At 70.7% G+C, this 23,435-nt stretch carries 15 protein-coding genes and 1 pseudogene; 4 read left to right on the top strand and 12 right to left on the bottom strand.

Going from position 1 to position 23,435, the window contains the following annotated elements:
- Nucleotides 1–166: 166 nt before the first annotated feature.
- Nucleotides 167–4,180, bottom strand: coding sequence for an nSTAND1 domain-containing NTPase (locus tag ACYVMZ_RS16660; protein WP_461080234.1), 4,014 nt, complete (start codon nt 4,178–4,180; stop codon nt 167–169).
- Between the two features lie 512 nt (nt 4,181–4,692).
- On the opposite strand from ACYVMZ_RS16660, the gene ACYVMZ_RS16655 reads away from it, so the two are divergent.
- Nucleotides 4,693–7,836: an ATP-binding protein gene (locus ACYVMZ_RS16655; RefSeq protein WP_461080232.1), complete on the top strand. Its 3,144-nt coding sequence runs from the start codon at nt 4,693–4,695 to the stop codon at nt 7,834–7,836.
- Here ACYVMZ_RS16655 and ACYVMZ_RS16650 read toward each other — a convergent pair.
- The 3 genes from ACYVMZ_RS16650 to ACYVMZ_RS16640 form a co-directional block, all read right to left on the bottom strand.
- Nucleotides 7,814–8,623: an ABC transporter permease gene (locus ACYVMZ_RS16650; RefSeq protein ID WP_461080230.1), complete on the bottom strand. Its 810-nt coding sequence runs from the start codon at nt 8,621–8,623 to the stop codon at nt 7,814–7,816. The two genes, ACYVMZ_RS16655 and ACYVMZ_RS16650, sit on opposite strands and share 23 nt — an antisense overlap.
- Nucleotides 8,620–9,645, bottom strand: a complete 1,026-nt coding sequence (locus tag ACYVMZ_RS16645) for an ATP-binding cassette domain-containing protein (RefSeq protein ID WP_461080228.1) — start codon at nt 9,643–9,645, stop codon at nt 8,620–8,622. The genes ACYVMZ_RS16650 and ACYVMZ_RS16645 overlap by 4 nt, the downstream gene beginning before the upstream one ends.
- 188 nt (nt 9,646–9,833) lie before the next feature.
- The gene (locus ACYVMZ_RS16640) at nt 9,834–11,474 is read right to left on the bottom strand and encodes an alpha/beta hydrolase (protein ID WP_461080226.1); all 1,641 of its coding nucleotides are present in this window, start codon (nt 11,472–11,474) and stop codon (nt 9,834–9,836) included.
- A gap of 416 nt (nt 11,475–11,890) precedes the next feature.
- Between ACYVMZ_RS16640 and ACYVMZ_RS16635 the strand changes: the two genes are divergently transcribed.
- The gene (locus ACYVMZ_RS16635; RefSeq protein ID WP_461080224.1) at nt 11,891–12,556 is read left to right on the top strand and encodes a hypothetical protein; all 666 of its coding nucleotides are present in this window, start codon (nt 11,891–11,893) and stop codon (nt 12,554–12,556) included.
- Between the two features lie 131 nt (nt 12,557–12,687).
- On the opposite strand, the gene ACYVMZ_RS16630 is transcribed toward ACYVMZ_RS16635, so the two are convergent.
- Nucleotides 12,688–13,215, bottom strand: coding sequence for a hypothetical protein (locus ACYVMZ_RS16630; RefSeq protein ID WP_461080222.1), 528 nt, complete (start codon nt 13,213–13,215; stop codon nt 12,688–12,690).
- Between the two features lie 707 nt (nt 13,216–13,922).
- On the opposite strand from ACYVMZ_RS16630, the pseudogene ACYVMZ_RS16625 reads away from it, so the two are divergent.
- Nucleotides 13,923–14,205 (top strand): annotated as a pseudogene (locus ACYVMZ_RS16625) (LacI family transcriptional regulator); the annotation flags it as partial.
- Nucleotides 14,206–14,564: 359 nt separating this feature from the next.
- Here the strand turns inward: ACYVMZ_RS16625 and ACYVMZ_RS16620 are convergent.
- The 6 genes from ACYVMZ_RS16620 to ACYVMZ_RS16595 all read right to left on the bottom strand — a co-directional run bounded on the left by ACYVMZ_RS16620 (nt 14,565) and on the right by ACYVMZ_RS16595 (nt 21,869).
- Nucleotides 14,565–15,245: a hypothetical protein gene (locus ACYVMZ_RS16620; RefSeq protein WP_461080220.1), complete on the bottom strand. Its 681-nt coding sequence runs from the start codon at nt 15,243–15,245 to the stop codon at nt 14,565–14,567.
- Entirely contained in the window at nt 15,242–15,802 is a 561-nt protein-coding gene (locus ACYVMZ_RS16615) for a hypothetical protein (protein WP_217142856.1), read from the bottom strand. The genes ACYVMZ_RS16620 and ACYVMZ_RS16615 overlap by 4 nt, the downstream gene beginning before the upstream one ends.
- 118 nt (nt 15,803–15,920) lie before the next feature.
- Nucleotides 15,921–17,252: a sigma factor-like helix-turn-helix DNA-binding protein gene (locus tag ACYVMZ_RS16610; protein ID WP_461080218.1), complete on the bottom strand. Its 1,332-nt coding sequence runs from the start codon at nt 17,250–17,252 to the stop codon at nt 15,921–15,923.
- A gap of 8 nt (nt 17,253–17,260) precedes the next feature.
- Nucleotides 17,261–17,860: a hypothetical protein gene (locus ACYVMZ_RS16605; protein WP_217142858.1), complete on the bottom strand. Its 600-nt coding sequence runs from the start codon at nt 17,858–17,860 to the stop codon at nt 17,261–17,263.
- Nucleotides 17,857–19,521, bottom strand: a complete 1,665-nt coding sequence (locus ACYVMZ_RS16600; protein ID WP_461080216.1) for a DEAD/DEAH box helicase family protein — start codon at nt 19,519–19,521, stop codon at nt 17,857–17,859. Before ACYVMZ_RS16600 ends, ACYVMZ_RS16605 begins: the two co-directional genes overlap by 4 nt.
- Entirely contained in the window at nt 19,518–21,869 is a 2,352-nt protein-coding gene (locus ACYVMZ_RS16595) for an ATP-binding protein (protein WP_461080214.1), read from the bottom strand. Before ACYVMZ_RS16595 ends, ACYVMZ_RS16600 begins: the two co-directional genes overlap by 4 nt.
- A gap of 595 nt (nt 21,870–22,464) precedes the next feature.
- On the opposite strand from ACYVMZ_RS16595, the gene ACYVMZ_RS16590 reads away from it, so the two are divergent.
- Nucleotides 22,465–22,653: an AbrB/MazE/SpoVT family DNA-binding domain-containing protein gene (locus tag ACYVMZ_RS16590; RefSeq protein ID WP_461080212.1), complete on the top strand. Its 189-nt coding sequence runs from the start codon at nt 22,465–22,467 to the stop codon at nt 22,651–22,653.
- On the opposite strand, the gene ACYVMZ_RS16585 is transcribed toward ACYVMZ_RS16590, so the two are convergent.
- On the bottom strand, nt 22,622–23,431 hold the full coding sequence (locus tag ACYVMZ_RS16585; protein ID WP_461080210.1) for a very short patch repair endonuclease: 810 nt from the start codon (nt 23,429–23,431) through the stop codon (nt 22,622–22,624). The two genes, ACYVMZ_RS16590 and ACYVMZ_RS16585, sit on opposite strands and share 32 nt — an antisense overlap.
- Nucleotides 23,432–23,435: the final 4 nt, after the last annotated feature.

Here is a 23,435-nt window from a genome sequence, read left to right as displayed (position 1 = left end):
GCGATCGGGCTGTGGCCAAGACTAACAAGGCCGCTGGTACGGCGGGAGGCGACCGCTCAGGTGCGGCGAGGGGCTGTGACCGGTATCACCAGGCCGCTGCCAGCGGTTGCCCGCGGCCGCGCTCCGCTGCTCATCGGTGCCCTCACCCGTCGCCCCCGCAGGGGTGTCACTCCTCGCCGCACGGAGGGTCGTACGAGAGACGCGGCAGGTACGCGTGCCACTCCTCCGGGGTCAGAACGCCCCGGGTGACCGAGCAGATGCGGCGGATGGCCGCGTCGACGTCCAGGTTCCACAGGCGGATGGTGCCGACGCCGCTCGACACCCCGAGCATGTGGCTGCGCGGGCTGAAGGACAGGAAGTTGCCCGTCTTGGCGTTGGGGCTCATCGACTGGCCGATCGGCGTGGCCCGGGCGGGGTCGGTGACCTTCCACAGCCGGACGGTGTTGTCGTTGCCGCCGCTCGCCAGGGTGGTGCCGTCCCGGCTGAAGGTCAGTGACGCGACCGCCTCGGTGTGGCCGGTGAGGGTGGAGCCCAGCCGGGTCTCCCCGGCGGACTCCGAGATGCGCCAGAGCCGGACCGTGTCGTCGTCGCCGCCGCCGGCGAGGGTGCGGCCGTCCGGGCTGTAGGCGAGCACGTTGACGGGCCCCTGGTGTCCCTTGAGAGGCGGGCCGAGCCGGGTGGTGCGGCGGGGGTCGGTCACGTTCCACAGCCGGATGGTGCCGTCGGCGCTGCCGCTGGCCAGAGTGCGGCCGTCCGGGCTGAAGACGAGGGCGTTGACGAAGCCCTTGTGGCCGGTGAGCGGGGCACCGAGCGGAACGGCGTGGGAGGGGTCACTGACGTTCCACAGCTGGATGGTGCGGTCGTCGTGGGCGGTGGCCAGCGTGCGCCCGTCCGGGCTGTAGGCCAGCGCGTCGGGGCCCATGAAGCGGGTCCGCAGCGTGACGGGCGGCCCGGCGGAGACCGGCCGGGTGGGGTCGGTGACGTTCCACAGGTGCACCGTCAGCTTTCCCGTCAGCACGGCGAGCGTGCGGCCGTCGGGGGAGAACACCATGGAACGCTGGTCGCCGTCCCCGGGCATGAACGGTGTGCCCAGCCGCACGGGCCGGCCGGGACTGTGCACGTCCCACAGCCGGATCCGGCCGTCGCGTGCGGCCGTGGCGAGCACCTGCCCGTCGGGCCGGAACGCCCCGCTGCGGCCGATCATGTCCGACGCCGGGATCGACCACAGGCGGACCTTGCTGTCGCCGCTTCCGGTGGCCAGGGTCCGTCCGTCGGGGCTGAAGCCGAGGGCGTACATCTCGCCGCTGCTGCCCGCGAGGGGCTCGCCGACCTGGGACGGGTACGCCGGATCGCCGACGTCCCACAGGCTCGCCGTGCTGTCCGCGCTGGCCGCGGCGAGCGTGCTTCCGTCGGGGCTGAAGGCCACCGACCAGATGGGGCCGGTGTGGCCGGTGAGCGGCGAGCCGATCGGTGCCGGGCGCGCCGGGTCGGTCACCTTCCACAGCCGGACGGTGTCGTCCGCGCTGCCGCTGGCGAGGGTGCGCCCGTCGGGGCTGAAGGCCACGGAGTGCACGAGGTCCGTGTGGCCGGTCAGCACCGTGCCGACCGGCTTCGCCCGGCGCGGATCGGCCGTGTTCCACAGCCTGATCGTGTTGTCGTCGCTGCCCGCCGCCAGCGTGCGGCCGTCGGGGCTGAACGCCACGGACCGTACGGCGGCGGTGTGGCCGGTCAGCGCGTCGAGCTTCTTCGGCCGTCCCGGGTCGGTCACGTCCCACAGGCGCACGGTCCGGTCCTCGCCGACGGAGGCCAGCGTGTGCCCGTCCGGGCTGAAGGCGACCAGGTAGATCGTGCCCTTGTGCCCGGTCAGCGGCGCACCGAGCGCCTTCGGCCGGCCCGGGTCGCGCACGTCCCACAGCCGGATCGTGCCGTCGTCCCCGGCGCTGGCCAGGGTGCGGCCGTCCGGGCTGAAGACCGCGCTGCTCACCCAGCTCGTGTGGCCGGTGAGGGGCTTGCCGAGGGGCCTCGGGCGGGTCGGGTCCGACACGTCCCACAGCCGGACGGTCCGGTCGTAACTGGCCGTGGCCAGCAGCCGCCCGTCGGGGCTGAACGAGGTGAGGTAGACGGCGCCGGTGTGCCCGAGCAGCGGCGTGGCCAGCGGCGCGTTCACGATGGAGATCAGCCGGTTCCTCGTCGCCTCGTCGTCCGGCCGCAGACGGTGGGCCACCAGGTCGATCTGGGCGGACAGCGAGGGATCCGTGTACTGGAAGCGGTCGGCCTCGGCGACCACCTGCTCGAACACCGCGTCGTTGCGCTGCTGCCAGGCCACCACCGCCGAACCGACGGCCAGGAGCGCCAGCACGACCAGAGCCGCCACCGCGCTCCGGCTGATCCACACCGTGCGCCTGCGCAGCCGCACCGAGGCGGCCAGGAACTCCGCCGCGCTCCGCGTCAAAGACGTGTCGTCGGCGGACCGCGCCCAGCTGTGCGCCTGCTCCAGCCGCGAACCCCGGTACAGCAGCGAGGAGTCGCGGCCCGACCCCTCCCAGGCCCGGCCGTCCTCCTCCAGCCGCTGGCGCAGCAGGTTGCCGTGCCGGTCCTCGTCGATCCACTCCCGCAGCCGGGGCCAGGCGTGCAGCAGCGCCTCATGGGTGATCTCCACGGTCTCCGCGTCGAGCGTCACCAGCCGGGCGCGTACGAGGGCCTCGAGCGACTCCTCCGTCTTGCCGGGGTCCGCCGACTCCTGCGCCAGCTGCCGCCGCGTGCCCCGCCTGCGGGTGGCCTGGGTGTCCTCGCCCAGCCGGACCAGCCGGAGCAGCAGCAGCCGCGCGGCCGTACGGGCCGCCGGGTCGAGACCGGACCAGGCCCGCTCGGCGGTCGCCGCCACCGCCCCCTGGATGCCGCCGGCCGCGCGGTAGCCGGCCAGCGTCAGCCGTCCCGCCTTCCGCCGCTGCCAGGTGGCGAGCAGGGCGTGCGACAGCAGCGGCAGCACGCCCGCGTCGTGCGCCCCGCGCGGGCCGTCGGCGCCCACCTCCCGGACGATCAGCTCCGCCAGCCCCGGTTCCAGCTCCAGCCCCACGGCCCTGGCCGGCCCGGTCACCGCCTCCCGCAGCTCCGCCGTGCTCAACGGGCCGAGCACCATGTGCCGGTGCTGCAGCGCGTCGGCCAGCTCCGGATACGCCAGGCACTGCTCGAAGAAGTCGGCGCGTATACCGATGACCCCGAGCACGGGCGCCGGGGTGCCGGGACCGGCGGACGAGCACGCGGCGTGCAGGACCCGCACGAACGTACGCCGCTCCGCCTCGTCGGAGCCGAGGGTGAACGCCTCCTCGAACTGGTCCACGATGACGACGGGACGCCCCGCGGAGCCCCCCGAGCGCCGCGCCCAGGCGGCCACGGCCTCCCGCACCGCCTCCCCGAACCCGGCACCTCCGGACTCCTCCGGCCGGATGCCGTCGGAGACGACGGACGCGAGCTCGGGGATACGACGGGTCAGCTCGCCGAGCGGATCGGCACCCGGCACCAGCTGCACCACCTCGCTCGGCCCGGCACCGCCCTCGCCCAGCGCACCGGCCCGCAGCGCGGGCACCAGCCCGGCGTTCAGCAGGGAGGACTTCCCGGCCCCCGAGGCGCCCACGAGCATGACCAGCCCACCCGTCTCCTCGACCGAGCGCAGCTGGGCGACGAGAGCCTGCGTACTGCGCTCCCGCCCGAAGAACCACCGGGCGTCCTCCTGCCGATAGGAGGCCAGCCCCCGGTACGGGCACACACCCCCGGGCACGGCCGCTGCCTCGGCCGGAGCCCGTTCCTCCTCATCCGCGGCCGCCGCGGCCCGGTCGCCGACCGGGTCGGCCACCGCCCGCTCCCACAGCCGCTGCCACTGGGCCAGGTCGTACAGCCCCGGGGACACGGGCGTGGGCCGCGCGCGCCGCGCCTGGGGGATCAGGACGTGCAGCACCGCCGCGAGCGCGGCGAACTGCGCGGGCACGTTCTTGGCCCGCCGCCAGTCGCTGATCCGCTGGGCGGACACCCGTACGGGCCGCCCGCGCTCGTCGACCCGCTGCAGTCGTACGACCGCCTCGGCCACGCGCTTGAGGGGTGGGTTGCCGGCCTCCTTGTACAGCAGCGCGAGACGTTCCGCGAAGGCCGTACGTGCCCCTGAGCCGGAACCCGAGGTCTCCACCCCTTACCTCCCCGCGCCTGCGCTTCCGGACCGGAAAACTCACTTTATACGGCTGACCTGCGGATAAGCCGGTGTCCGGACACCGGAACCTCCTCGGGGTGAGCAGCAGCGGGCAGGATCGTGACGCACTCGCGCGGCCACCGCGCATCCCCGGACGGCCACCGGCTCAGCGCTCGGAGACCTCACTCATGACGCCGCGAACCGGAAGGACACGTGATCCACAAGGACACGTGATCCCGAGGGGTGCGTGATCCCGACGCGTGATCCCGAGGGGATCCGCGCAGCCGCCCCGCCCGGACTTCCCTCCCGCCCCCTGTCTGCCCCTGTCCACCACGGTCCACCCTCTCCCGATCCGCACCGGCATCGCACGGCACGGATCGACACCGCCCCACCGTTCGGTACCGGTCCCCACGAGGGGAGGGACCGGTACCGAGGCGGTGGGGCGGTGGGGTGGAGTGGCCGCTTGGCGGTCCCGGGGGTACGTCCGGCACCCTGCTGGCTAGTCTGCACGCGTGACGACCGAGTTGACCCTGCTGTCCCGAGTCGCCTGGCGCGGCCGGGAGATCACCGCGCCCCGACTGCGCGGGTTGTTGGCATTGCTCGCGGAGGATCTCCGCACCGGCTGCAGCACGGGTCGGCTGGTGGAGGGCCTGTGGCCGGACGAGCTGCCGGAGCGGCCGGGCAAGGCGGTACAGGTGCTGGTGTCGCGGCTCAGGGCGCAGCTGGGTGCGGACCTGATCGTGAGCACACCGACGGGATACCGGCTGGCGCTGAAGGAGACGCAGGTCGACAGTTCCGCGCTGCTGTTGTACGAGGCGGCGAGCACCGAGCGGGCCAGGGCGGGGGATCAGGAAGGCGCCCTGGCGCAGGCCGAGGCGGGTCTGGCCCTGTGGGACGGGAGCGTGGGCGGCGGGGCAGGAGAGGAACTGCGCGATCCGGTGGTGGCGCTGCGTGCCGACCGGGTGCGGGTGCTGCGTTCGCTGGTCCGCTTACGGGCGCTCGCACTCGCCCGGGTGGGGCGGCGGGAGGAGGCCGCGGCACCCCTGGCCGAGCTGGTCCGGGAGCTGCCGCGGGACGAGGAGGTGCTGGCGGAGCTGCTGCGCTGCGAGGCGGCCACGGCGGGCAGGGCCGCGGCGCTGAGCCGGTACGACGCCTATCGCCGCGGGCTGCGGGAGGAGCTGGGGACCGATCCGGGGCCCGCACTGAGGTCCGTGTACCAGGAGTTGCTGCGCGCGGACGTGCCGCCGGTCCGCCACGGCGTGCCGCACGAGCCGAACCCGCTACTGGGGCGGGACGCCGACGTCGCCGCCGTGGCCGGGCTGCTGCGCGAGACCCGGGTGGTCACCGTCGTCGGTCCCGGCGGGCTGGGCAAGACCCGCCTGTCCCACGCGGTGAGCCGGGCGGCCGAGCAGCCCGTCGTGCACTTCGTCCCGCTGGCCGGGGTGACCGCCGATGACGACGTGGCCGGTGAGGTGGCCTCGGCCGTCGGCGCCGGGGAGGGCCGGCAGTTCGCCGGCGGCACGGACAAGGACGTGGTGAGCGGCATCGTCGGCGCGCTGGGTCAGGGCCCCGTCCTGCTGGTGCTGGACAACTGCGAGCACGTGATCGCCGGCGCGGCCGGTCTCGTACAGGAGCTGGTGTCGCGGTCCAAGGAGCTGCGGGTGCTGGCCACCAGCCGGGCTCCGCTGGGGCTGACCTCGGAGTTCGTGTACGCCCTGCCGGAGCTGTCCCTGGCGGCCTCGGTCGAGCTCTTCGAGCAGCGGGCGCGGGCCGCCCGGCCCGGCGTGGACCTGCCCGCCGACCGGGTGGCCGAGATCTGCCGTCATCTGGACGGGCTGCCGCTGGCCGTGGAGCTCGCCGCGGCCCGGGTGCGGGTGCTCTCCGTGGCCGACATCTCGCGTCGGCTGCAGGACCGTTTCGCGCTGCTGCGCGGCGGCGCTCGCGACGCACCCGAGCGGCATCGCACGCTGCAGGCCGTGGTCGAGTGGAGCTGGAATCTGCTGGAGCCCGACGGCAAGGCGGCGCTGCGCGCCCTGTCGGTGTTCCCCGGGGGCTTCACCGAGGACGCGGCGGAGCGGGTGCTCGGCGAGAGAGGGGACGTGCTGGACCTGCTGGAGCAGCTGGCCGGTCAGTCCATGATCAATGTGGGCGACAGCCCTTCCGGGCTGCGCTTCCACATGCTGGAGACGCTACGGGAGTTCAGCGCCGCCCGGCGTGCCGAGGCGGGCGAGGACGAGGTGGTGACCGACCGGTTCCTCTCCTGGGCGCGGGACTTCGGCCGTGCCCACCACGATGTGCTGTTCCGCGGCGATCCGCTGTCCTCCTGGAACCGCATCCGGGCCGAGCAGGACAACCTCCTCCTGGCGCTGCGATACGCGCTGGCCCGCGCCGACGGGCCCACCACCGCGGCGCTCACCGCGGTGCTGTCCTCCTTGTGGGCCACCGACTCCAACTACGCCCGGCTCGTCGCGCTCGCCGCCGAGACCGGCGGGCCGCTGTCCCATTTCCGCCCCGGACCCGAGGATGTCGAGCCGGCCCGCAGCGCGGCGACGGTGTGCACGGCCAGCCTCTTCATGGGCTACGGCCCGCACGCCGTACGCCACCTGGTCACGCTGCGCCGGCTGCCGCCCGCTCCGCCGGACACCCTGATGAGGGCGCAGGCCATCGTGCTGTGCGCCGTACCGGACATGCACCCGCCGGGGTACGCGCGGCTGCAGGAGCTGTGCGATGCCGACGAGCCCCTGCTGGCGGGCGTCGCGGCGGGCGTCGCCAGCTACGTGTGGGAATCCGAACACGAGACGGAGCGCGCGCTTCAGTGTGCCCGCCGGATGGTCGACGCGCTGGATCCGCTCGGCAATCCGGCCATGCAACTGCTCAGTCATGGGCGCATCAGCGAGCTGTGCCTGCAGTCCGGGCGTGGGGCCGAGGCGTACGACCATCTGCGGGCCGCGCTGGACGCGCTCGATGAGTGCGGCGACTGGCTGGACACGATCGGGGTGCGCTGGGGGCTGGTGCTCGCCTGTCTGCACCGCGGGGAGGTCGAGGAGGCGGAGTACTGGCTGGGGCTCGCGGCCCCGGACCGGCTGCCGGAGTCCGCCCTGATCTACCTGCCCGATCTGCCGGCCCGGGCGGAGATCGCGTTGGCCCGGGGGCTGACCCAGGTCGGGCTCGGGCTGTGGCGCCGGGCGGTGGAGCGGATACGGGAGGACAGCCTGCTGCAGGCCGGCGACCCGTTCGTGGAGCGGTGGTCGCTTCAGGTGCAGTCGGCCGCGGTGGCGGCGCACGCGCTGCACGGCCGCCTGGAGCCGGTGGCAGGGCTGGCCGGGCAGCTGCGGGAACGGCTGCTCGGCATGCTGTCGGGCTCTTCGGACGACAGGTCTCCGGTGGAACTGCCCGTGTACGGCACGGTCCTGCTGGCGCTCGGACTCGCCGGGCTGGCCGGGGGCGAGACGGCCGCCGTACGGCTGGTGGCGCTGGCGGAGCGCATGCCGGCGGTGCGGGAGTTCCCCACCCTGTCCGCGGCCCGGTCCCGGCAGGCGGCCGAGCACGCCGACAGGGCGGCGTACGCCGAGGCGAGGTCGGCGTACGCCACCCTGGGGCGGGAGGAGCTGCGGGCCGCGGCGCTGCGCGAACTCACCGCCTCGGCTCGCGGTTGAACCGCGCCCTGGACCACAGGTAGCCCAGCACGGTCAGGCCCAGGCACCAGGCGACGGCCAGCACCGCGTGGGTGGTGCCGATCTCGCTGCCCAGCAGCAGCCCGCGCAGGGTCTCGATGGCGGGCGAGAACGGCTGGTACTCGGCGAACCAGCGGAACCAGCTCGGCATGGCGTCCACCGGCACGAACGCGCTGGACAGGAACGGCAGCATCACCAGCGGCGTCCCGATGTTGCTGGCCCCCTCGGCGTTGGGGCTCACCAGACCGATGCCGACCGCGAGCCAGGCCAGCGCGAGGCTGACCAGAGCCATCAGCCCGGCCGCCGCGATCCACTCCACCGGCGTCGCGTCGGGCCGGAAGCCGATGGCCACTCCGATGGCCAGGACCAGCACCAGAGCCATCAACGTCTGGATCACGCTGCCGGTCACGTGGCCGATCAGCACGGAGGTGCGGGAGATGGCCATGGTGCGGAACCGCGCCATGATGCCCTCGGTCATGTCGGTGGCCACGGACACCGCGGTGCCGAGCGAGGTCATGCTCACGGTCAGGAGCAGGATGCCGGGGACCAGGTAGGCGATGTAGTCGGCACGGTCGGCGGTACCGCCGTTGATGCCGGCGCTCATCACCTCGCCGAAGACGTAGACGAAGAGCAACAGCAGGATGACCGGGGTGAGCAGGAGGTTCAGGGTGAGGGAGGGGTAGCGGCGCGCGTGCAGAAGGTTGCGCCGCAGCATCGTGAGGTTGTCGCGGAAGGGCTGGGTCCGCAGGGAATGGGGTGCGGCGCTCATCGGACGGTCTCCTTGCGGCTGGACTCGGTCGACGGGGAGGACGGGGACGAGGGGGAGGACTGGGAGGACTGGGAGGACTGGGCCGGGGCGGAGCTGCCGGTCAGGGCGAAGAACACGTCGTCCAGGTCCGGGGTGTGCACGGACAGTTCGTCGGCCTCGATGCCGGCGGTGTCGAGCCAGTCGAGGATGGCGCGCAGCTCGCGCTGGCTGCCGTCGCTGGGGATCTGGAGCGTGAGCGCCTCGTCGTCGCGTGTCGTCTCGCGCAGGGCGGTCGCAGCCCGCTCGTAGGCCACCGGGTCGGAGAAGCGCAGCCGCACATGGCCGCCGGGGACGAGCCGCTTGAGCTCCTCGGCGCTGCCCTGGGCGACGATCCGGCCGCCGTTGAGCACGGCGATGCGGTCGGCGAGCTGGTCGGCCTCCTCCAGGTACTGGGTGGTGAGGAAGACGGTGACACCGCCCGCGACGAGCTCGCGGATGATCTGCCACATGTTGTGGCGGCTGCGGGGGTCGAGGCCGGTGGTGGGCTCGTCGAGGAAGATGATCCGCGGGTTGCCGACCAGGGTCATGGCGATGTCGAGGCGGCGCTTCATGCCGCCGGAGTAGGTGGAGGCGGGCTTCTTCGCGGCCTCCACCAGGTCGAAGCGCTCCAGCAGCTCGGCGGTGGCCCGCCGCCCCTCGAGCTTGGGCAGGTGGTGCAGGTCGGCCATGAGGAGCATGTTCTCCTCGCCGGTGATCAGGCCGTCCACGGCCGAGAACTGGCCGGTGACACCGATGGCGGCCCGTACCGCCTGGGCCTCGCTGGTGAGGTCGTGCCCTGCGATCCGCGCCTGTCCGCCGTCGGCGGAGATCAGGGTGGACAGGACGCTGACCACCGTGGTCTTGCCCGCGCCGTTCGGCCCGAGGAGCGAGAAGACCGTGCCGGCGGGCACGTGGATGTCGATGCCGTCGAGGACGGTCTTGTCCCCGTAGGACTTCCGCAGCCCGGTGGCTGCGATCGCGGGTTCGCGGTGCGTCGTCGTCATGCCACAGAGCTTGCGACCGAGGCGGTTCAGAACGGCTTCAGCCGGGTTTCAGTCCCCCGGAGAGGGCGTCAGGCGTTGAAACGCGCAGGCCAGGAGTCCTCGCGAAGAGGTCCCCCTCACCCTCCGTTCGAGTGTGAGAGGGACCTCCCCCGCTCAGGACCGCGTCCGGTCGGGCAGCGTCACGCGGTTCACCCGTACGTCCCCGTGCCCAGCAGCTCGGGCAGCGGGTTGACGAGGCCGCCGGTCGGCGACTGCCGCTGGGCGGAGGGCCCGGTCGGCCAGACCGCGGGGCAGTGGGTGCCGTTGCGGGGCGTCTTCAGGGTGAGGAGGTAGGTGTCGATGGCGTCCCGCGCGCACGGGCTCAGCCAGTAGTCGCCGTGGCCGACACCGTCGTACGTGAGGAACACGGCCTCGCGTCCTATCTGGCGGGCCGCGTTGGAGGCCCACGAGTGCGGCGTGGCCGGGTCGTAACGGCTGTTGGTCAGCAGGATCGGGGGAGTGCCGTCGACACGGAGCCTGCGCTGCGGGTTGGTCACCTCGGCCGGCCAGTCCTGGCAGCCGGTCTGGACCGTCCAGGCGAGCGTACTGAACCGGGTGACCGGGGCGCGGCGGGCGAGTTCGCGCTCGAAGCGGGCCAGGGTGGCGTACGAGGGAACGCCGAAGTCGTAGTCCTGGCACATCACCGGGAAGAACGGGAATTCCGTCGGCTCGCCATATGTCTTGAGGGACCGTGCCGCCGCGGGGGCGGCGGCGTCCACGTCGGCGAGGAGCTGAGCGAACCGGAACCAGGAGGCCGGGTCGTACATGTAGGTCAAGGCGGCGGCCTGGAGGTCCTGCGGGGTGACCGTCTGGGGCGGGTCGCCCGGCAGGACCAGCTCACCGGCGTCCGCGCGCTTGTAGAGGGAATCGAACAGGGCGCGGGCGTCCCGGCCGTGGAGCGCGCATGAAGGAGTACGGGCGCACCACTCGGCGAACTGGCCGTACGACTCCTCCACCGCGATGGCCTCGGTCTTCTGGAAGCCCCACCTGCCCAGGCTGTGGTCCATGTTCGAGTCGAGCGTCATCGCGCGGACGCGGTGCGGGTAGCGCGCGGCGTACTGCTGACCGATCGCGGTGCCGTAGGAGACGCCGTAGTAGCTGATCCGCTGCTCGCCGAGGCCGGCGCGGATCGCCTCCATGTCGCGGACGACGCTCGCGGTGTCCATGTGGTCGACGAGCGGTCCCGTCAGGTCGCGGCAACTCTCGCCGAGCGCGCGGTTCGCCGCGCGGAGGGCGGCGAAGGAGGCGGCGCTGTCCGGGTAGAGCAGCGCCTCCTGGGCGTTCACCCGGTCCTCGTCGCACTTGACCGGGGTGCTGAGGCCGACGCCGCGCGGGTCGAACCCCACGATGTCGAACCGCTCCAGCAGTTCGGGAGAGAAGCTGCCGGGCGCGCTGAACGCGAAGTCCACGCCGGAGCCCCCTGGGCCGCCGGGGTTGATGAGGAGCGAGCCGATCCTGCGTGCGGGGTCGGTGGCCGGGTGGCGGGCGAGGGCCAGATCGATGCTGGCACCACGCGGCCGCTTCCAGTCCACGGGCACCTTGACGGTGGCGCACTCGAAGGTGCCCTCGCCGGAGGGCGATGCGCAGGGTTTCCAGGCTATTCGCCCGGGCGACGGGGTCGTGGCCGAGGGGGTCGTGGCCGAGGACGTCGTGGCCGGGGACGTCGTGGCCGAGGGGACGGCGACGGCGGTCCCGGCCAGCAACTGGCCTAACAGCGCGGAGACCAGAACTCCGACGGCCAGCCTCCCGCGTCGTCTCGCGCGCGGTGCCAGTGGGGGGTTGGACGGCAAGGATGTCCTCCAGACAATCAGGAGTTCACAGACGAATCACAGGCATGATTCCAACACCCTTGCGAAGCAAGGAAAATGGCGGCTCATCAGATTGGCTCGGACTGAGTCCTCACCCGGCACTGGGGCAGGGCCGGCTGCCCCGACAGTGCTCAGCTCGTGCAACGGACGCGAGAGCTTGGACAGTTGGCCGGACACAGGCTCCGAGAAGCGTTCCTGACTCTGGCCGCAGCCCACCGGCGACTTCGCCGAACGAACGAGGGCTGATACTTCCGCACGCCTCGCCTCGCCAACTCCCGTCCGGCGGGGCCTCGTCACGTCCCCACCCGAATGCATCACGGAAACGTCACACGATCCCCACAGGTCCACTGGTTGATGCATGATGCATCCACAACTCAAGCACCATCTGTGGGGGGACCATGGACAGCCGCATCACCGCCGCCGTACTCGCTGTCACAGCGCTGTGCGCGCTCACCGCCTGCGAAGACACCGACACGAGCAGCACTCCGAGCAAGCCCAGCGCCCTCGCGTCCCGCACGAGCCAGCCCGATACTGTCCCGGAAGTGACTGCCTCGGCCGGCAGCGAGAACGACACCGGGAAGGCCGAGACCGCAGCCCTGCCCGACATGACGGGCAAGGGTCTCCAGTCCGCTCAGGACCAGGCGCAGGCAGCCGGCTTCTACGCGCTTTCCTCGCACGACGCTTCCGGCCGCGGCCGCATGCAGGCCTTTGACCGCAACTGGAAGGTCTGCTCGCAGTCGCCTGAGGCGGGCGAGCACTCGACAGACACGACCGTCGATTTCGCGACGGTCAAGCTGGAGGAGACCTGCCCGGCCGAGGACGCAGGAGCCCAGCCGGAAGCAGCCGGTTCCACGATGCCTGACTTCACGGGCGAGTCTGTCAACGTCGCTCGTGAGGCTCTCGACAGCGGTACCAGCATCACGGTCAACGACGCCTCCGGGCAGGACCGCTTCATCATCGTCGAGTCCAACTGGCAGGTCTGCAGCCAGGAGCCGGCCTCCGGGGACACGCTCGACGGGCAGCCGGTCACCTTCACCGCGGTGAAGTTCGGGGAATCCTGCTGACCGCAGCAAAGAGTCGCCTCGCCGCGTGAACCCACGCCGCGGCGGGGCTATTTCGTTCCGCCGTCGCACCTGTAGCCGTCGCACAGTCGGCCTCGCTGCCCTCCGGCGAGGTCGCTGCGGCGGAGCGCCTCTTATTGATCTTCGTCGTCGATGGGTTCGGGTTCGCGGGTGTAGGCGAGATCGAGGACGTAGCGTTCGGTGACGGGACAGTTGTTCCAGGCTTCGGTGAGCTGGTCTTCGGGCAAGTCGTCGGTGAGCTGGTCGAGGGTGGCGTTGTAGTAGTCGCCTGCTGCTTGACGGCCCTGCCACCAGGCGTGGCCTTCGTAGACGCCGGGGTGGGGCAGAGCGATCTCGTCGGCGGGTCCGCGGTCGAGTTGGCCGACGACCAGGATGCCTGTTTCGGATTCGAGGCTGATGTCGGTGTGGCCTTCGGCCTCGGGGGGCGGGGCCGGTGGTGTGTCCCAGATGCGGATCGTCACCTGGACCTTCATGTCCGGTTGCAGGCTGAGGAGGTACAGGTGGTAGCCGTTGCCGGCCACCACCTGTGTCTCTGCGGCGTCCAGGGCTGCTTCGTCGCCGAGGTAGGCGTCCGCGTCGTAGACCTCCAGCACACGGCGGCCGGGGGTGGCGGTGACGTTGTGTTCGGCGAGAAGCACCATGGTCAGCGTGGGCCTTCCTGCTAGTTGGTGTAAAGAGCGCAGATGCGAGCAGACCTTTCCCAAGGTCGGCGGAGCGGGTTTGGCCGGTGGCCTGCCCGGTCTGGGGTCGAGCATGGCCAGGGGGCCGTACGCTGCTTGGTAACTCGGGCAGGCTTGGACCTGCCCGCAATGTGCACGAGTGGCCCCCTGGTCTTGCTCGACGCGGGGCCCGGACCGGGGAGGTGGCTAAAGCCGTGGAGCCGACCGGCCCCGGCCACGACGTCCCCCTTCTCTCGACAAGCGCAGGCGACCTGCCGGTGTACCTGGGGGCTGGAGACCAGGTCCAGGTGCAGGTCACCGGAGGCGTACTCGGTGCGGCCGACGGCGGGGGCGGGTAGGTCAGCCTGCTCGGGGACGGCGGTGATCTGCGGCCGCTGGGGTGCTGCGGGTACGGGCTGGGTCGGCTGCTTGGGCGCGAGGCGCAGGGCGACGCGTACCTGTGCCTCGGACACAGGTACGCCGTACTCGGTGCACAGGGTGGCGAGCTCGGCGGGCGGGGCGTCGGGCTGCGCGGCGTGCACCAGGAGGACGACGTCGACCGGGTCCATGCGGCGCAGCTCGGCGCCCGTGACACCCAGTGGCGTACTCGGGTAGGGCTCGGGTGCGGGCTGAGGTGGTCCAGGGACCGAGGGTCGACGGAGATGTCGATGGTGAGGGCGTCGCGGGTGCGCGGCCGGGGTGCGGCCGGCCGGGCGGAGGCGTGCTGGCTACCGATCAAGGACCGGCTCACCCGGCACGGCCTCCGTCGTTCTGATGGATGAACGGATGGGCCATCTCGACGGGTCGGTGTCGGCGCGGTACGCGCACGTAACGGACGCGATGCGCATCGAGCTGATGGAGGGCCTGACCACGCTGTGGCTCCGCTCACTCGATGAGCGCCTGGCCCTGGCCCCCAGGTCCGCCGTGCCTGTGCTGGACCGGCTGTTGCAGGAGCGGGCCGCGTCCCGCTGACGGTCTTTGAAGATCACACCCAGCTGACACCCAGAGGCCTGCGAAACGAGCCAGGGGCCTGATCCACTTTCGCGGATCAGGCCCCTGACCTGGTACTTCCCTGTCGGGGTGGCGGGATTTGAACCCACGACCTCTTCGTCCCGAATGAGGTTCGGGCGGGATTGGTGCCGGGTCGTTTGGTGTTTTGCCTGGTCAGGGTGTTGGGGTGCGGTGGTCTGGGGTGGTCTGGAAGGGGCTTGGGGAGCGGGTTGGCTCCCAGATGGCTCCCAGCGGGGCCTTGGCCAACGGCCGCCGAGTCCAGCCGCCTGCCGTATTGGCTCACACGAAATCCTCGGCGCCGTGGCACTTGACCAGCGGGCTCAGATCACCGTTGAGGGCGCGTGCTTGCTCAGGTAGCCCTTGAAGGTCTTCCTGATCTCCGCCTGGAGATAGCCTGCCTGCGGTGAGTTGGGCACCACGTCCGGCTCGAAACCTCTCTTTCGGGCGTCGAGGTACCGCACGATGCTCGATGACCTTGTGTTGGAGACGAAGAGCTCGTTCTGGGTGCGAATATCGGCGCGCAGCCCCTCGAAGTTCCGCGCGAGGCCGATGCCGAGGTTGGAGATGTAGTACTTGCACTCGACGATGAGGACGCACTGACTGCCTCGTGGTGCGACGCCCTGCGCCCGACTCAGGGCGGCTTCCTCGGCCGGCAACACCAGCACGTCGCACTCGTGCAGGACGCCCGACGAGCCGGTCACGTACACGCCGAGATGGACCTCAAGGGCGGGAGCACCGTCGAACTCGATCAAGGCGTGGGTGAAGGGCTGGCTGTTGCTGTACAAATGACCGGGCCCCGTCCGGAAGACAAGGCTGCTGGCCTTCGCCCCGTAGACGTCTTCGTAGGTGACGGTGGCACCGTGCCGACTCGCAGTGGCGACAATTAGGGAGAAGACGAAGCCCTCGTAGACGTCGGACGGCTTCGAAGCGGAGTCGTACGACACTGCCCCCGCCGCCAGAAGGCTCTTGATCTCGTTGACCAGGTCATCGACCGTGCTCAACTGACGACCTCCCTCGTCACATCGGCCAGTAGTTGACTGACGCGTGTACGTCGCTCAGTCGGCATCCGATCGCCCCGGAACTCCGTTCGGCTACGGCGCGATCGAGCGCTTTCGTCCGGCTCGAACACGACCGCCTCAGCGATGCTCCGGCTGCCGACATCGCCCTCGGGCTCGGTCCGGAGCGTCTTCAGCACCTCCAGTTCCATTTCAGGCAGTTCGACGAGTACTCGCCTCACCGCATCCAGGAGGAGCTGGACACGCTCTTCATCCGTCATGGCTCGCGTTGCGATGACCAGCGTTCCCCGCTTGCGCGATGCCTCGAACTCGACGAGACCAAGCACGCTGCGGTCCACGACCTCATATCGAAGCGCTGCTGCGGCCGGGCTCGCGCCAGGGGAGTCATCATCGCGGCGCTGTTGGCGCCGGCGGAGGATCTTCTCCTCAGGCACTCCCGCGGCGATTGCCGCGTCGACGTCGTCGAGCACCCAACTCAGGGCGGTATCTTGCAGTGCTTCGCGGAGCTGCTGCTCCACACGGCGCAGTTCGAACTGGTTCATGTCCCCCTCGTATCAGGAGTCTTCGTGTGAGGTAGCCAGCAAGTCTGCGGCTCCTCCCTTATATGGGCCAGTGCAAATGGCCTTGGGCTGGCCAAGGAACGCTGATGCCGACGCCGCGTCAGACGTTCACTGTCGGCGGCGCGGCGGCCTGCGTCCGCCGCGCCGGGCAGGTGTCCGGCGCGCAGCCGTGACCGACGCGCGCGGTGCCGTCGTCGAGGCGGAGGAGGACGGCGAGCAGACAGCCGTCGACGACCTCGAGTTCGAGCGCGTGGCGACGCAGGCTGGAAATCTGGGCGCTGCTGGTGCCGCGGCGGACGACGAGCGGTGAATGGTCGCCGGGCGTCGTGAACGTGCGGGTCATCGGGGCCTGGCGCAGCCCCAGCCGCCAGGTCAACCAGGTGTGCACGTTGACGCCGCTGCCGCGCAGGATGTCCCGGTTCACGGGGATCCGCACGCCGAGCACCTCGCCTTCGACGGCCATCGTGTCCGGCCGGACTGGTTCCTCCTCCTCCAAGGGGCGGGCACCGCGGGAGACGAGGTCGACGAGGCCGTCGGGGGTCTCACCGAGCTGGTCACTGAGCAGGCACTGCTTCAGGCGCCACGGGGTGACCGGGTACAGTTCCGTCACTCTGGCGAAGAGTTGCGCCCGGGAGAGGGGGCCCGACTCGGTGACCACCGCGACCATCGCCTGTTCCGCAGTGGCGTACGTGGACGCCCGCAGGTGCGTCCACTCAGTCAGGGCCCAGGTGCCCTCGGGGCGGATCTGCCGGAACCGGTCGTCACGGCGCAGCGCCTCCCGCACGGCCGCGACGGTCGTCGCGGCCATCGGGTCGAGCAACTCGTCGGCCCGGCCCGGGCGCCCGGTCTCCAGCAGCCACAGGTACGCGGCGTCGCGCCCCCGTGCCTTGCGGCGGACCCAGTGCCCGTCGGGGCTCAGGGCGAGCCGCGACTCGGAGTGGCTCAGGAGCCGCGCCAGGGGGAGACCCGCAGGCAGTCCGGCCTCGGAAGCCGCCTGGCCGAGGTCGTCGCCGCGGAAGGGCGCGGCGTCAACGAGACGGCGCAGGGCGCTGTCCAGCGCGCCGGGGTTGGCAGTCCACCAGCCGCGCAGGGGCCCGGCCCACGTCCGCGGCGCGTCCAGCCCCGCCGCAGCCAGCAGCTCGTCCAGCGCCACGTGGTCGACGATCCCGAGCGCCGCGGCGAAGGCTTCTCGCGGGGCGGCCGGGCCCGCGCCCGCAGTGCGGGCCGTCTCCCGCCAACCGTCCTGGACGATGTCCGCCATCGCCGCGAGCTGCTTCCGCGCTCGGTTCTGGATCTGGCGCGCGCGCTCGCGGCTCAGCCCAAGTGCCGCCCCGACCTCGTCCAGCGTCCGGCCCTGGGAACGGCCCGCGACGACGGCCCGCTCACGCTCGTCGAAGACCTCCCACGCCCTGACCAGCCACTCGTCCCCCATAGTTCCCCCTACATCTCGTTGAAATAGACGACCTGCACGCCGAGGAACTCGGCCACGCGCCGGTGTTCCTCCTTCTTCTCGGGCGGTACGGGAGCGCGGAACGGATCGACGACGCAGATCGTCCAGGGCCAGGTCTCCCCGTTGGACCGGTCGAGGATGGCCGGCCACACGAGGTGCTTGAGATTCGCCGCCGTGCCGGCCACGAAGTACCGCTCCTCGTCCTCCGTGCCGACCTCGCGGATACTCGCGCGCATCGGCTTCTGCTGGGTGGTACCCGGGATGACCTCCCAGCCCGGGCCAAGGGTCGCCGCGACCATCTGCTCGAGCGTCGCGGCCGGCCGGGTCACGTACTTGGCGTACTTGCCCTCGCCGCGCCGTGCCCGCTCGTACTCCTTCATGGGACAGTCCTTCAACCACGGGCGGATATTGGCCCGTTGCCCCACGAAGTCAAGGAGGCGGCCGCCGATCTCCGGATCCTCCGTCCACTCCCGGTACAGGCGGGTGCGGTCCGCGTCCTGGAGGTGCGGCCACTGTGCCTCGTCAGCCTGGGCGTAGATCCGCGTGACCACGGCCTTCTCGACGGAGGGCGGGATCCTGTAGTCGGTCACAGTATTCCTTTCGGCAGGGGGAATTGGAGGCGGACTTCGTCCGCCGCGGTCTCAAGGTCGGCGGCATCTTGGATCCACATGTCCATCAGGGAGCCGACCGTCTCGTCCTGAAAGTCGATCCGGGAGACGTGCGGGAGCTCCAAGTGCTCGGTCTCCTCGGCCTCCAGCGTCCGGCGAAGGTTCAGCACCGCTGCGGCCCGACGGATGTCGGTCACGAAGTCGAGAACCTTCAGAGCCTTTTTGCCGGGGCTCAAACGCAGCCCTCGGCCGAGCTGTTGCACGAAGATCCGTCGGCTGTGGGTGACGCGCAGGAAGGCGATCAAGTTCACGTCGGGCACGTCGACGCCCTCGTTGAACACGTCAACGCAGGTGATCACCGGGACGCGGCCGAGACGGAACTGGTTAAGCAGGACGTCACGGTGACGCTTCGGCAAACCGCTGTGCAGGTGGGAGGCATTGGCCCACGCCGGATCCGAGACGGCGAGGAGATTTGCCATGTGCTCGGCGTGCTCGATTGTCTGGCAGAACACGATGGCGCGGGGCTCGGCGGTCTCCCGCCACGCCGCCCGCAGATGCTCGACGATCTCCTCATCCCGCTGGGGGAGAAACAGACGCCGGTTGAGGTCCTTGATCGAGTAGCCGTGACGACTGATGTCCTGGACGGCATCCCAGTCGACACCGTCCGCGTACAGCTTGTAGTCGACGGCCGACAGATAGCCCGCTGCCATGCCCTCGGCGATGCCCATCTTGAAGCTGGGGCGGCCGAAGCGGGCGGTGATGTCGAATTTATCGCCGCGCCAAGGGGTGGCGGTGACTCCGAATCGTCCCGCAGTCCCACACAGATCGAGGAGTTCCGCAAACCTGCCGGTCTCGGCCACGTGGTGGGTCTCGTCGATCATGACGAGGTCAGGTTCGTAGCCCGCGCGCACGGCGGATAGCGCCGACTCGACCGTCGCGACGACGACGCCGTCGAGGGCCCGGGGCTTGCTTTCTCCGGTAAGGAGGCGGGTGGGCACGCTCTTCGGGAGGTGCCGCCACAGCGCCTTTTCCAGCTGACCGACCAAGTCGCGCATGTGGGCGACGACCAGGACGCGCGCGTCCGGCCGCGACGCCAGCAGGTTCCCGACGACCTCGCCGCCGACGACCGTCTTTCCCAGCCCTGTCGCCAGGACCAGCAACGCCGTCCCCTCGGTGCCGAGGTCCCGCTCGATCGCGGCCACGGCCTGTTCCTGGTACGGCCGCAGGGAGTAGGGGGCGGGCACGCGATCGGGCATCCTCTGACCGATCGCGTCCAGGGTGGCCCCGTGCCACAGGGCGATGTCGACGCCGATCCCTGCCAGCGCCTGGCGCCGCGCCTCGGCTGACGCGGTGATGTCCGTGTTGGTCACCAGCACGGCCTTGTCAGCCCGGTAGTGGGTGCGCGCGCGTTCGAGGTCGTCGACGCCCGCATGGTCGGCCGTGCCGTGCGCCTTCCACTTGCTCTGAAACACCCACTGCTCCCGGGCACGGACCGCGAGCAGGTCGGCGCCGTGGTCGTGAGCGCCATCGATGACGCGGACGTCCTGAAACCCCAGGTGCCACAGGGTCCGCTCGAGCGCCTTGGTCAATCCCTCCGGGCCGCCGTCACGCAGTTCGGCGGCCGTCAGGAACACGGCGCTCATCCCTCGCCAGCCAGCTCGTCGCGCAGCAAGGCGATACTCAGGCGGGCCCGCCGCAGCTGCTGGGTGGTCGCCCCACCCGCGAACGTGCCGAGTGTCGCCACGTCCGCGAGGCAGCCCGTGACTCGGGCCAGGCTCAGCGCCTTCCCGGACGGCGACGACACCCCGGCGTACGGGCCACGGAAGACGGCGCCGTCCATAAACGACTCCGGCATCGCCTGGACGAGCCGGACCAGGGCCAGTGCGGGCATGTGGTGGACGAAACCGGAGTCCTGGCCGAGACGGCCGACGAGGCCGACCCGTCCGGCGGCGATCACCGCCTCCTCGGTCGCGTTCTCCTCCTCGTCGGAGAGATGACCGTAGGCCGTAGTGCAGCTGCCGCTCTCATCGAGGGCCTCGGCCACGCGCTCGCGGATCTCCGACAGGAGGTCGCGGGCCTCCGCGCCGACTGTCGTGCCGTCGAGCACGCTGTCCTGCAGGGACTCGGCGCGAATCGCGGCAACGAGCTGAGATGGGCTCCAGTCGGAGCGCGCCCGCACTTTCAGGACGGCGCCCAGTTCGACCAGGAGGAGGTCAGCGTAGTCCGCGCCGAACCGCCGGAAGGCATCGTGCTCGGGGTCGACGAGGGCGGTAAGTTCGTTGCCGGACCGCTGGTCGAGGAGGACCGGGACGGGCAGCCCGTTGTCGTCGAGGAGCCGCTCGCCCGGCTTCAGCAGCAGGGTCCGCACCTTCACGTAACCGAGCTCGGGGTGCCCGAACGACCGGCTCAGGTAGGTGTGCGGCGACGCCGCGCTCTCGTACCGGGCCAGGCGCTCGCCACGGGTCTCCGTCTTCTCCTTGACCGCCACAGCAGCCGGGGCGGGCAGAGTGGTGACAGTCTTTTGCTCGGTCTCGGGCTTGGCGGCGCCGGAGGCGGGGATGTCGGCGGGCAGGCCGAGGGCGCCCAGGACAGCCTGCTCGTCGGGCTGCGCCGGCACACTGGCCGCCGTCTTGGCCTCCTTGCCTCGCTTCTTGATTTCCTCGTGCCGCAGGACCGCCTGCCACCAGTGTTCGTCGGTCTGGAACTCGGAGACACCTGCCTGGAACTTCCGGCCCCAGTCCCGGGTATCCGCGTGGATCGGCTTGTGGCCGTCGCCGGGGACGAGGCAGCGCAGGCCCGCGTCATTGCGGCGGAAGCCCTTGAACAGCAGGGCCAGCGGGCTCTCGTTCTCCGGGTAGCCGAGCTTGCGGGCGCGCTGGGGCTGGAGCGGAGCCAGGCCGCGCAGCAGCTCGACAGCGGTGAGCCAGCTGCGATCCCCGTACTCGAAGGCGTCTTTCTGGTAGGTGACGGGGACGTGGTCCAGGTGGATCTCACCGATGAGACGGCCGCCCTGGTGGGCGAGCTCGACCGGGTACTCGGGCTCCTCGTTCCCCGCGATCCCGTCAGGGTTGTTCCAGGTGAAGAGCTGCTTGTCCCAGCGCAGGATCTTCCGGCCGTTGCGCAGGAAGTCGATCCCGTACTCGGTCTTGTCGAGATAGCGCTGGACGCCGAGCCAGCCGTGGATCCGGCGCTCGCGCACGGTCAGATTGCCGCTGCCGCAGACCGAGCAAATCTCGCCCGAACCGATCTGCCACTCCCCGCAGTCCCGGCAGGCGATCCCATCCTGGAGCTTCTCGTCGATCGGGATGTAGGCGGGGATCCGCTCCTTGCCGTTGTAGAGCACATATCGGTCGTCGCCCCAGCGGCAGTGGCGGACCGGCTTGACGCGGGTCCCGCCCACGTAGAGCTCGAAAGGGTGCTCGGTGAGGATCCACGAGTACACGGAGCCCAGGATGTTGCGCAGCGAGGCGCCGTTGCGGCGCAGCCACTCGGCGCGCGTCCTGTGCAGGCGGTCGACGATGATCCTCGTTCCGTGCTGGGACGGGTCGGTCTTCGGCTCGGTGATGTCCTTCGCCTCGAAGTCGTCCTTGATCTGGTCGAGGTCGATCTCGACGCCGATCCACTCCGTGTCGCCCGCGCGGGTCGTCAGGACGCGGGTGCGCCTGCCGAGGCGGGCGGTCGAGATGTTGAAGCCCATGCCAAACAGGCCGAGCTTGTCGTGCATGTCGTTCCCGGACCAGCCGGCCCGCACTGCGCGCGCCAGCCGGTCGTACGACATGCCCCGCCCCGTGTCGCGGACCTCCAGGATCCCCTTCGGGGACGACGGCAGGGTCACGCTCACCGTGAAGCCGTCCGGCCACTCCGTCCCCGCGCGGATGATGTCGAGGAAGTCATCGAAAGGGTTGTCGACGAGTTCGGCGACGCACTGCCACTCATCGAAGTCGATCTCGCCCAGCATGCTCAGCACGCGGGCGGAAGGGGTGATCTTCACTCCGGCGGAACCCTCCTGGCGGATCGGGACGCTGTCACGGTGGCCGCGGCATGCGTAGGCACGGCGAAGCCGCCCGACTCTCATGAGCCGAGCTTTCGATCTCGAGAGTAGGGGGTGCCACTGACAATCCGGCCGTAGTTTGCGGACCCCGGCGAATCGTGTGGCTACGGGGACGGGGAAGAAGGCGTCAAACCCGTGTGAACAGGGATAATCCGGTCCCGGATGGTGTGGCAGAGCTGGCGGCTGTAGCGGCCGCGGCCTTCTCGCGCACCAGGTCCGCGACGCGTTCCACAGCGACATCAGGGTCCTCGCGCTCCCAGAGCCGCACGACTTCTCAGCGCTGTCAGCGAGGATCCGATCCATCTCGACGTCCCGGATCAGGGTGCGGCGATCTTGACCTGCCAGAAGTCGCTTGGTCGTCGCCGGCCAGCAACGGTCGCTCGCCTCACTGGCCCCGTGCCCACGTCTCGGCGGACTCCGTAGCCAGATGTCGTGCCCGCGTCGACTCACACCACACGGCTAAACAACTGCCTCACCATCGCTGCACCCCTTTGCGTCCGGCCCTCTCCCTCTCCATACATGAAAGACTGGGGTGATGATTCAAAGCCCATCCGAAGTCACCGTCGGCGCCGACGGCACGGTTGCCCTGCCCATGAGCATCTTGGCCGAGGCTGGGATTAACCCGGGTGAGACATTGCTGGCTCACAGTGACGGGGATGGCAGAATCGTCCTTCGCCGTTTGGATGACGCTGTCAGTGACCTGATGAGTGGGCGTCTGCTGTAGCGACGAGGTGCGCTGAGCCACGCTTTCGCCGGACGGCGTTCTCGATTTGAGCTGCTGCTCGGGCCGGGTCGTCGTGCTCCCATACGCGGATGACTGTCCATCCGGCCGCCGCCAGCGTCTCGTTGGTCTCAACGTCCCTTGCCTTGTTGCTGTTGATCTTCTCCCGCCAGAAGTCCGCGTTCTTCACGGCGGGCCGGTAGTGGTCCGGGCAGCCATGCCAGAAGCAGCCGTCCATGAACACCGCGATGCGGGCGCCTGGGAAGACGAGGTCGGCCCTGCGCCGGACATCAGCGATTGGCCGGATGTCGACCCGGTAACGCATGCCGCGGCGATAGAGCAGGCTGCGGAGTAGTAGTTCCGGCTTGGTGTCCTTGCCGCGGTTGCCACGCATCGAGGCCCGCACGTCGAGCGACGACGCGGTTGACTCGGGAGGCAGCTGTTCTTCTGCTAGGAGCCCCTTCGCCCGCGCTTGCCGCCATGCCTCAGCTAGATTCTCTTTGCGTGAATCGGACTCGACCTCGCAGACGTACCTCTCCTCGGTCTTGCCGTCCTTTGACCAGCGTAGATAGGCGCGAATGCGCCGTGTGCTCCGGTACAAGCGGAGGGTGATCGAGGCGCGTGCGAGGCGCCCGTCGCCCAGGTCGACATTGCGCCGATTGCGACCGCCGGCGGCGCGGTCCTGTTCGATTGCTGGCGCGGCCGCGCCAGCTCGACGCTTGTACGCACGCTCCGGGGGCAGCCTGTCCTTCCAGTGCCCTCCGACCCCTGTCTGCGGCATGAAT

The sequence above is a fragment of the Streptomyces deserti genome (assembly GCF_054782695.1).
Note: the sequence above shows the minus strand (reverse complement) of the source record. Positions and strands in the feature narration are given on the sequence as shown.

Excerpts from the sequence above, each read along its gene's own strand:
- ACYVMZ_RS16600 (WP_461080216.1), bottom strand. The coding sequence starts at position 19,521 with ATGAGCGCCGTGTTCCTGACGGCCGCCGAACTGCGTGACGGCGGCCCG.
- ACYVMZ_RS16615 (WP_217142856.1), bottom strand. The coding sequence starts at position 15,802 with ATGAACCAGTTCGAACTGCGCCGTGTGGAGCAGCAGCTCCGCGAAGCA.
- ACYVMZ_RS16585 (WP_461080210.1), bottom strand. The coding sequence starts at position 23,431 with ATGCCGCAGACAGGGGTCGGAGGGCACTGGAAGGACAGGCTGCCCCCG.
- ACYVMZ_RS16630 (WP_461080222.1), bottom strand. The coding sequence starts at position 13,215 with ATGGTGCTTCTCGCCGAACACAACGTCACCGCCACCCCCGGCCGCCGT.
- ACYVMZ_RS16650 (WP_461080230.1), bottom strand. The coding sequence starts at position 8,623 with ATGAGCGCCGCACCCCATTCCCTGCGGACCCAGCCCTTCCGCGACAAC.
- ACYVMZ_RS16645 (WP_461080228.1), bottom strand. The coding sequence starts at position 9,645 with ATGACGACGACGCACCGCGAACCCGCGATCGCAGCCACCGGGCTGCGG.
- ACYVMZ_RS16635 (WP_461080224.1), top strand. The coding sequence starts at position 11,891 with ATGGACAGCCGCATCACCGCCGCCGTACTCGCTGTCACAGCGCTGTGC.
- ACYVMZ_RS16610 (WP_461080218.1), bottom strand. The coding sequence starts at position 17,252 with ATGGGGGACGAGTGGCTGGTCAGGGCGTGGGAGGTCTTCGACGAGCGT.
- ACYVMZ_RS16590 (WP_461080212.1), top strand. The coding sequence starts at position 22,465 with ATGATTCAAAGCCCATCCGAAGTCACCGTCGGCGCCGACGGCACGGTT.